General features: G+C 77.3%; 1 protein-coding gene. It reads left to right on the top strand.

Annotated elements, in window-relative coordinates:
* On the top strand, nt 1-211 hold a 211-nt coding region (locus QWJ41_RS21805; protein ID WP_302710589.1), incomplete at both ends, for a PIG-L family deacetylase.

Here is a 211-nt window from a genome sequence, read left to right as displayed (position 1 = left end):
GCACCGCGCCGGCATCGACGTGTACGTCGTGCTGCTCACCGCCGGCGAGGCCTCGCACCCGCCCGGGCGCGAGGTGACGCGGCACGCGCTGGCCACCGCGCGCCTGGCCGAGATGGACCGGGCCGTCGAGCTGCTCGCGCCCGGCACGCCCGTCGTCTTCCTGGGCGCACCCGACGGCGGGGTGGCCGACGTCGAGGACCAGATGGTCGTC

This window comes from Nocardioides cremeus (assembly GCF_030518195.1).
In the GTDB taxonomy this organism is placed as follows: Bacteria; Actinomycetota; Actinomycetes; order Propionibacteriales; family Nocardioidaceae; genus Nocardioides; species Nocardioides cremeus.
The sequence above is the reverse complement of the archived record's forward strand: the minus strand, read 5'-3'. Positions and strand labels throughout refer to the sequence as shown.